This is a genomic window from Burkholderia sp. IMCC1007 (assembly GCF_027257875.1).
Classification (GTDB): domain Bacteria; phylum Pseudomonadota; class Gammaproteobacteria; order Burkholderiales; family Burkholderiaceae; genus Burkholderia.
This window is the reverse complement of sequence record NZ_JAPVQY010000077.1, coordinates 23,834-30,208: the sequence shown is the minus strand read 5'-3', so window position 1 is coordinate 30,208 and position 6,375 is coordinate 23,834. Positions and strand designations below refer to the sequence as shown.

Here is a 6,375-nt window from a genome sequence, read left to right as displayed (position 1 = left end):
CCCGCGCCGCCGCCGAGGGCGCCGCCGATGATCGCGCCGGTGCGCTCGCGACGGTTCGACGTCACGGCACCGCCGGCGCCGCCGCCGATCGCGCCGCCGATGACGGAGCCCGTGCTGCCGCCGACCGCGCCACCGACCGCTGCGCCGGCAACCCCGCCGAGCGCGCCGCCAAGCGCGTTGTTCAAGTCACCGGCCATTGCCGGCAGTGCGGTCGCGCCAGCCAGGGCGGCGACGACGAGAGCGGGGGCGATTTTCTTCCACATTCCCGTATTCTTCCTTGTTCTCAATCTGGTTATTGAAGGTCGGCTCGCTACGACGATCTGAACCAATCGACGTCGATTCAGGCATTGTGCCGAATCCCGGACCAATTCATTTCAATGAGCTTGCGGCGAAGAATAGCACCGCTCCCGCCTCCTTGCCGTGGACATTCTGGTAACAAGTTGTTTACCAAAATAGGCGCGCGAACAGGTCGGCGGAAAAGCCGCAAAGGCCCGCCGGACGGGCGTCCGAGGGATTTCGGGCCGCCTCGGCGGAATGGCCGCGAGCACGGGAATCGCCCCGCCCGGACACACGTGGCAACACATCGGGCACGTGCAGGAGCCGGTCCGGCTTGAACCGGTCATCCCGCGCCGATGAGGGTCAGTACACGCCCGGCAGCAGGCGCCAGGTTCGCGCGAAGTACGCGTCGTATTCGGCGCCGAACTGGGCGCGCAGCAGCGCTTCCTCGGAACGGATCCGAGCGACCAGCGGCACCAGCATCAGCGCGGCCAGCAGCAGGCCGACGCCCGAGCGAAACGCGCACGCCCAGCCGATCGAATTGACGAGCAGGCCGAGATAGCTCGGGTTGCGGATGTGGCGATAAATGCCGGCCGTGACCAGCGTATGGCCCGGCTGGATGGCAACCAGCCCGCTGAAGCGCTTGCCGAGCACGAATACGGGCCAGATCCGCAGCACCCCGCCCGCGACGTACAGCACGACGCCGAACCAGCGCACCGCGTCGCCGCCGAAGGTCCACACGTCGAGCCGGTCGGTCAGCGCGGGCAGATAGGCCAGCAGGAACCCGCTCGCGCCGAATGCCGCGAGCACCCAGCGGTTGTCGCGGTTCTCGCGCACGCCGGCGCTCAGGTTGCCTTCGGTGAACATCGCGGCGAAGGTCAGCGCGAACGTCACGACGGCCACAGCGGTCAGTTGCGGATGGGAGAAGAAGGCGGCGAACCCGCCGATGCCGAGCACGGCGAGCCCGAGATAGACGAGCATGGAGACGCTCGACACGATTGCGACCTTGCGCGTGACGGCCATCGTTGCCTCGCCGGGTTGGACTTTCCTGTGAAGTATAGGAATCCGGGCGTTCAATGCGCACGCGCGCCGTCGGGCGGCGCGCGAGTCGTTGCTGCGGGAAGTGGCGAAAAAGCGGCGGAGGAGCGTCGAGGCACGGGCGCGATCGATGGGCTGGACAGACCCAGGCCCGCCGCGAGGTCAGCGAATGCGGAAGTTGCCGCCGATCCCGACGCTGACGGGCGGTGCGTAGTACGCCGGCGCATAGCCGTAGTAGGCCGGCGCGGGGGCATAGCCGTAAGGCGGCGCGACATAGCAGCCCGACAGGCCGCCGATCAACGCGATCGTGATGAGAACTTTGTACATGGCTCGATTCCCGGCGAAGAGGACACGTTGCATCGCACGAGAGCCGGGGCGTCGCAGCCTGCGACGGCCGGCACGAAGCGGCGCTCCGCCGCTTCCTGTCGCTCGATGAAGCAATGCGCGGAGTCTAGCGCCAGGGGCCGCCGGCACGCGTTTCGCGAGCGGTTACAGGTGTTACGCCGCGTGACCGCCGAAACACACGCGAACGGCGCCGCGGCGCGCGGCCGCTGGCGCCGCTCCAACCGGTCGCCGTGCTCGCGTTACACAAAATGGGCGCGAATGCGCTGCGCGACCGACTCGAGCGCCGCTGCGTCGGCGATCTCGCGCGCGTGCATCCGCAGCTCGACGCCTTCCCAGCGCGGGATCACGTGGAAATGCACGTGCGGAACCGTCTGGCCCGCCGCCGCGCCGTTGAACTGGCCGATGAACACGCCGTCCGGCCCGAGCGCCGCGCGCACCGCCGCCGCGATGCGCTGCGTCATGCGGATGCCGGCCGCGGCCGCGTCGCCGGACAGTTCGAAGATCTGTGCGGCCGGCTCCTTCGGGATCACGAGCACGTGACCGTCGGCCTGCGGCATGAGATCCATGATCGCGAGGGTCGCGTCGTCTTCGGCGACCTTCACGCACGGCAGTTCGCCGCGCAGGATTTTGGCGAACGGGTTGTTGTTGTCGTAGGACATGGCTTGTTCCGATAGCGGTTTGAATGGGAGAGCGATGCCGGACGATTATCGGCCGGCGACGGGACGGATTTCAACTTGTCAGGCCGTGTCGCGATTGCGGCGAACAATGCACGCCGGCGCGCCCGCAATATCGCTCGCCGGACGGAATATCCGGCCGGCGCGATCCGTTTACTCCGCGCGCGGTGTCGCATTGCAGGATCGCGAACCCGCGCCGGACACCCGTCGGCTGCGCAGGCCGGCAGCCGGGATGACTGCTCGCGCTCATCAACCGGAGTCATGCCATGGATCCTCTCCCGTCCTGTCGTTCGCCCGCCGTTGCCCTTCCCCCGCCCGTCCTCGCGCACGCCCGCCGCACGCTGGCGCGCACGCTATGCCGCGTGGCCTGCGGCGCCGGGCTGGTTGCGTTGTCGTCCGCGTTCGCGTGGGCCGGCGGCAGCGATTCCATCCTGCCGGTCTCGTCGGTCACGGCCTCGACCGTGCCCGCCAACGGCGACGTCAATCCGTACGGCATCGCGTTCGTGCCGCGCGGCGTGCCGAGCTGGAGCACGCTGAAACCGGGCGACGTCGTCGTCTCCAACTTCAACGCGGCGTCGAACGTGCAAGGCACCGGCACGACGATCGTGAAGCTGTCGCCCGGCAAGACGCCAGCGACCTTCTTCCAGGGCAGCAATCTCGGTCTGACGACCGCGCTCGCGGTGCTGCGCAGCGGCTTCGTGCTGGTCGGCAACGTCCCCGCGCCGAACGGCACCGTCGTCGCACCCGGCTCGCTGCTCGTCATCGGGCCGCAAGGCAATCTCGTCACGCAACTGTCCAGCAGCACGCTGCTCGACGGCCCGTGGGACATGACCGTAATCGACCGCGGCCAGCGCGTGACCGCGTTCGTGTCGAACGTGCTGAACGGGACGGTCTCGCGAATCGAGCTGGAGATCGGCAGCGACGGCGTCAGGATGCTGCAGGGCTCGCGCATCATCGCGTCGGGCTACCTGCACCGGCCCGATGCGAATGCGCTGGTCGTCGGTCCGACGGGCCTCGCGTACGACCCGAACGCCGACGTGCTGTATGTCGCCTCCACCGGCGACAACGCGGTGTTCGCGATCCAGAACGCCGCATCGACGAATCGTGACGGCGGCGTCGGACGCATGATCTACTTCGACGCGACGCACCTGCACGGCCCGCTCGCGCTGGCGCTCGCGCCGAACGGGCATCTCGTGACCGCGAACGGCGACGCGGTCAACCCCGACCCGCAGCAACCGAGCGAGATCGTCGAATTCACCGTGTACGGACGCTTCATCGCACAGATGCAGGTCGATACCGTGCCGGGGTCGGCCTTCGGCCTCGCGTTCGGGCACGGCAGCAAGGGCCAGCCGCAATTCGCGGCCGTCGACGACAACACGAATACCGCGACGGTCTGGACCCTGCGCCCAGGCGACAACGCGCAATGACGCGCCGCTCGAACGGGCCGCACCCGGCCCGTTCCAGCCTGCGCGAGCGACACACGCGATTCGCACACGCCGGGCACCATCGCGGCTGATCGACGCCGCCCGGCGTCGCACCCACCCGCGATTGCCACCGCTTGCCCGAACCTGCGACACTGCCGGATCGTTGCCGGCCGGCACGCCACCGAGGACGCTCGCGCATGACGATCCCCTTCAAATCGCTGATCCTGCGCGGCGTCGCAATCGCGCTCGCCGCCGCGGTCGGCTACACGGGCTACATGCTGTCGCGGCTCGCGCCGATCGCGACCGGCTATGCCGCGAAGGCGCTGTGTTCCGGCGTGTTCGTGTCAGGCCGTCCAGCCGCATCGGTGATCGACGTCGACATCATGGCCGGCGTGCATCCGCTGCTGAAACTGGTACGCCCGTCGATCGATCCCGAGCATCGTCGCGCGGTCGCGACGTTCGCCGGTTTCGCGCAACGCGAAGCGGATTTCCGGCCCGGGCTCGGCTGCACGCTCGCGCTCGGGCCGTCGCGCGGCGTGCTGCCGGCCGCGCTGCCGCCGTTGCCCGATCCGCCGCCCGCGCAAGCGGCCGCCGTCGCCTCCCTGTCTCCCGTCTCTCCCGTCTCTCCCGTGTCTCCCGTGTCTCCCGTGTCTCCCGCCTCCGCCGTCGCGCCGATCACGCCGATCGTGCCGCCGGCCGGCATCGACGCGCGCAAGCTGCAGGCCGCGCTCGACCATGCGTTCGACGAACCCGATCCGGCGCGGCCGCGGCGCACGCGCGCCGTCGTCGTGATGTGGCGCGGCCACGTGATCGCCGAACGCTATGCGCCCGGCTTCACCGCCGACACACCGCTGCCCGGCTGGTCGATGACGAAGACCGTGACGGCCGCGCTGGTCGGCCTGCTCGTCGCGCAGCACAAGCTGTCGCCGGATGCGTCCGCGCTGCTGCCCGAATGGCGCGACAGCGGCGATGCGCGCGCGGCCATCACGCTCGACGAACTGCTGCGGATGACGAGCGGCCTGCAATTCAACGAGGATTACGACGACCCGCTGTCCGACGTCGCCGTGATGCTGTTCACGCAGCCCGACACCGCACGCTTCGCATCGTCGAAGCCGCTTGCCGCGAAGCCCGGCACGCAGTGGTACTACTCGAGCGGCACGAGCGCGATCGTCGCGCGCGCGATGCGCGTCGCGATGGGCGGCGCCGAGGACGACTACCTTGCGTTTCCGCGCCGCGCGCTGTTCGCGCCGCTCGGGATGCGCAGCGCGGTGTTCGAACCCGATGCGTCCGGCACGCTCGGCAGCGCGTCGTTCATGTATGCGAGCGCGCGCGACTGGGCGCGCTTCGGGCAGTTTCTGCTGCAGGACGGTGAGTGGAACGGGCGGCGGCTGCTGCCCGAAGGCTGGGTGCGCTACCTGAGCCGCGCGACGCCGCTGTCGCCGCGCGAGGAATTCGGCGCGCATCTGTGGGTGAAGGTGCCCGAGCCGTTCAACGATACCGGCCCGGATGCGCGTGCCCTACCGGCCGACGCGTTTCATGCGGTCGGCCATGAAGGGCAGTTCGTGAGCGTGGTGCCGAGCCGCCAGCTGGTGGTCGTGCGGCTCGGGCTGTCGCGGCCGGAATCCGCGTGGAATCACGAAAGGTTTCTCGCGCGCGTGCTCGACGCGGTGCCCGCGCCGGGCGCGTGACGGCAGGCGCGCGGCTTCCTCGAATGCGGGCGGCGACACGGCGGCGGCCTGCACCGCCCTGCCGCCGCGCCGCGCACCGCCTCACACCGTGCGCGGCTGCCGACGCATTACGGGTTCGCGCTGCCCGCGTACTGCTTGAAACCTTCGCGCGTCGCGAGACGGTCGATGTAACGCTTCACCGCCTGGAACTCCGGATGCTCGAACGGCGTGCCGAACCAGCGGTTCACCGACAGGCCGATCGGAATGTCGGCGAGCGTGAAGTGGTCGCCGGCCACGTATGCGCCGGTCGCTTCGAGCTGCGTTTCCAGCACCGTCATGTGCTTCGTCCAGCCCGCGATCGACTGCGCGATCGCAGCCGGGTCCTGGTGATCGGGCGACTTGCGCACGAGGCCGAGGAACGCGTCGACCCATGAACGGTTCAGGTCGGACGCCTGCCAGTCGATCCACTGGTCGACCCGCGCACGGGCCTGCGGCTCGGCCGGATAGAGCGCATCGCCGCCATAGCGGTTCGCGAGATAGCGGATGATCGTGTTCGACTCCCACAGCACGAAGTCGTCGTCCTTGATGACCGGCACGAGACCGTTCGGATTCAGCGCGAGATAGGTGGGATCGTTGGTCGTACGAAAGCCCGAACCCCAGTCTTCCTGTTCGAACGGGATGTTGAGTTCGGTGCACAGCCACAGCACCTTGCGGACGTTGATGGACGGGATCTTGCCGAGGATGTGCAGCATGCAGGCTCCTTGTGAGGTCGAATGCGAAGCGTTCGGGGCGTTCGACAGGCCCGGACGGGTATCCGTCGAATTTATACACGACCTCGGGGCAAACGACAGGTCGTGCTCGCAAAATCGGTCGGCGGCCGACCGGTGAGGTCGCGCAACGCGTGCTCGGCCGCCCGGGAACCGGAACATGAATCCGTCGTGATGCAACCGC

At 68.9% G+C, this 6,375-nt stretch carries 6 protein-coding genes and 1 pseudogene; 2 read left to right on the top strand and 5 right to left on the bottom strand.

What is annotated here, in order from left to right; genetic code table 11:
• The 4 genes and pseudogenes from O1Q03_RS36450 to O1Q03_RS36435 form a co-directional block, all read right to left on the bottom strand.
• Window positions 1–263 (bottom strand): annotated as a pseudogene (locus O1Q03_RS36450) (hypothetical protein); the annotation flags it as partial.
• A gap of 376 nt (window positions 264–639) precedes the next feature.
• Window positions 640–1,299 (bottom strand): methyltransferase family protein, encoded by a 660-nt coding sequence (locus O1Q03_RS36445; protein WP_269510277.1) that lies wholly within the window; start codon window positions 1,297–1,299, stop codon window positions 640–642.
• A gap of 177 nt (window positions 1,300–1,476) precedes the next feature.
• Window positions 1,477–1,641, bottom strand: a complete 165-nt coding sequence (locus O1Q03_RS36440; RefSeq protein ID WP_269510276.1) for a hypothetical protein — start codon at window positions 1,639–1,641, stop codon at window positions 1,477–1,479.
• A gap of 257 nt (window positions 1,642–1,898) precedes the next feature.
• Window positions 1,899–2,318 carry an HIT family protein gene (locus O1Q03_RS36435; RefSeq protein ID WP_269510273.1) on the bottom strand — a complete coding sequence of 140 codons (420 nt, stop codon included), beginning with the start codon at window positions 2,316–2,318 and terminating at the stop codon, window positions 1,899–1,901.
• Window positions 2,319–2,599: 281 nt separating this feature from the next.
• On the opposite strand from O1Q03_RS36435, the gene O1Q03_RS36430 reads away from it, so the two are divergent.
• Both O1Q03_RS36430 and O1Q03_RS36425 read left to right on the top strand, forming a co-directional pair.
• Complete coding sequence (locus tag O1Q03_RS36430; protein ID WP_269510270.1) at window positions 2,600–3,760, top strand: hypothetical protein; 1,161 nt, start codon at window positions 2,600–2,602, stop codon at window positions 3,758–3,760.
• A gap of 194 nt (window positions 3,761–3,954) precedes the next feature.
• Window positions 3,955–5,445 carry a serine hydrolase domain-containing protein gene (locus tag O1Q03_RS36425; protein WP_269510266.1) on the top strand — a complete coding sequence of 497 codons (1,491 nt, stop codon included), beginning with the start codon at window positions 3,955–3,957 and terminating at the stop codon, window positions 5,443–5,445.
• Between the two features lie 107 nt (window positions 5,446–5,552).
• Here O1Q03_RS36425 and O1Q03_RS36420 read toward each other — a convergent pair whose 3' ends face one another.
• The gene (locus tag O1Q03_RS36420; RefSeq protein ID WP_269510284.1) at window positions 5,553–6,176 is read right to left on the bottom strand and encodes a glutathione S-transferase family protein; all 624 of its coding nucleotides are present in this window, start codon (window positions 6,174–6,176) and stop codon (window positions 5,553–5,555) included.
• Window positions 6,177–6,375: the final 199 nt, after the last annotated feature.